Here is a 2,163-nt window from a genome sequence, read left to right on the forward strand (position 1 = left end):
ATTACTTGGTTCAATCGTTTCGGATAGATTCTTTAAGGCTAAATCACTTACTGTAATTCGCTTTGGCTTTAGACCAACCGCTATTGCAGACTGCGTTAATGTATCGATCAAAGCTTGTCGTGCGACACGAGCATGCAACCTCGGAGGGCGGTTTCTTAAGGCTTCTTTGGGATAATCAAAATACTCAACTTGCGCGTCCATCGCAGCGTCATCCATTAGCGCTTGCACAGCCCAATGAACAGCTGACTCTAATTCGGTCTCAGGCACATTAGGAGCATCGAGTTCAATGCGTTGGTAATCATTTCGAGGAAGCACGATATCGCAAGAGACACCTTTCAAACCTTGTTCTCTAACAAAATTTCGAAGGTTTTGTAGGCGTTTATTAGGCGCAGAGGGTAACCAGTATGATTCCATCAATTTTAAGGATGGATAACGTGCGGAGCGCGTTAGAGCGATTGCTAAACCATCTGTACGAAACTCAAGGCCAACTCGGGTATGAGCAGTTCGAGAAAGGATTAAAGAACGCACCAAAAAATGCCTAACAGTAGTTATTATTTGAACAGCAGAATAAAGAGTATGTAAGTGCTTGTAAACGGATCATGCATGAGCGTTTTGTCATACTGATTAACGCAAAAGCCCCGCTACTGCAGGGCTTTTCGATCTTATTACTTGTTGTTGATCATACGATATTAAAACGGAATATCGTCATCAAAATCATCCATCGCTGGCGCCATTGGTGCTGGAGCCGGTGCGGCTTGAGGAGCCTGATTATAGGCCTGTTGAACCGGAGCCTGTTGTTGCTGTTGGTAATTAGCTTGAGGGGCTGCTTGTTGCGGCGCTCTTTGCTGAGGAGCAGCTTGCTGCTGTGGTGCATAACCACCCTGCTGTTGCCCGGGTTGATCCATGCCAGCACCACGAGAATCCAACATTTGAAGCTCATTACCTACAATTTCAGTGGTATAGCGATCTTGGCCATTTTGATCTTGCCACTTACGCGTTTGTAGACGACCTTCAATATAAACTTTTGAGCCTTTGCGCAAATAGTCACGACCGATCTCTGCTAGGCGGTTAAACAACACAACTCTGTGCCATTCAGTTTTAGGAACCATTTGACCAGTTTGCTTATCTTTATAACTTTCATCTGTTGCGAGATTAAGGTTTGTAATGGCTGAACCTTGAGCGCTCATACGAACATCTGGGTCCTGCCCAAGATTACCAATTAAAATTACCTTGTTAATGCCTCTGGCCATGCTATTCCCCTTCCAATATTAACGCCGTCCTTTGCGTCTTAAATTAATAATTAAATGCGTCTAAATATGTGTCGCATTGTCTCACGACTACCCTAGTTTTACCATCAACTTGAACGGAAATAGCGCCTAGGATTGATAAGGATATTGTTTTTTCAGAGGCTCTAGCGAAGCTTCTTCAAACTTCGTTGAAATCACTTTCAAGTAGGCTACTCCCTCTGACACAACGACTGCATCTTCAACGCCCTGTATTGAGATAAGTGCATCGCCCAGATCATCAATTTCATTTTGATCGAGATCCGATTTAAAAAAGACAGTCACTGTTCTTTCGTGCTTTGGTTTTTTCATTGTTGCTGCGACAAAAAACCAAACAGTGAGTAATGCTGCAGAAAAGTAATAAACGCCGTTTACGCCATATTCAGATAAGACTACGCCCCCTAACAAACCACCACAGAAAGCACCGAAGAATTGGCTAGTAGAGTAGACGCCCATTGCAGTGCCTTTTGAACCTGCAGGGCTTATTTTACTGACGAGCGAAGGCAAACTGGCTTCCAGTAAATTGAAGCCCATAAAAAACACAAACAACGAAACAATAAATCCACTTAATGCCGTTTGAAAAGACGACATTGCCAACGCACCTATCAACACCAAGATGATTGCCACGCAGAATATAGGCTTCATCTTTTGCTTCGTCTCACCAACGATGATTAGCGGAATCATCGCAATAAAGGAACCTACTAATACGAGTAAATACAACCACCAATGTTGCTCACTCGACAAGCCCACACTATCAACCAAGGACACAGGGATAGCGATAAACATCGCAGTTAATACAAGGTGTAAGACCAAGATCCCAAAATCGAGTCGCAACAATTCTTTATCTTTCAGCACATCAAGAATCTGATCTGAAAATACG

The 2,163-nt window shown here is 43.4% G+C and carries 2 protein-coding genes and 1 pseudogene; all 3 read right to left on the reverse strand.

Going from position 1 to position 2,163, the window contains the following annotated elements:
• Window positions 1-528: pseudogene (locus A3738_RS04875) on the reverse strand (hypothetical protein); the annotation flags it as partial.
• Between the two features lie 161 nt (window positions 529-689).
• Window positions 690-1,250, reverse strand: coding sequence for a single-stranded DNA-binding protein (ssb, locus tag A3738_RS04880; RefSeq protein WP_068475259.1), 561 nt, complete (start codon window positions 1,248-1,250; stop codon window positions 690-692).
• Window positions 1,251-1,376: 126 nt separating this feature from the next.
• Window positions 1,377-2,163, reverse strand: a 787-nt coding sequence (locus A3738_RS04885; protein WP_156503965.1) for an MFS transporter, incomplete at its 5' end; no start/stop codon positions are given.

Source organism: Oleiphilus sp. HI0066 (genome assembly GCF_001635725.1).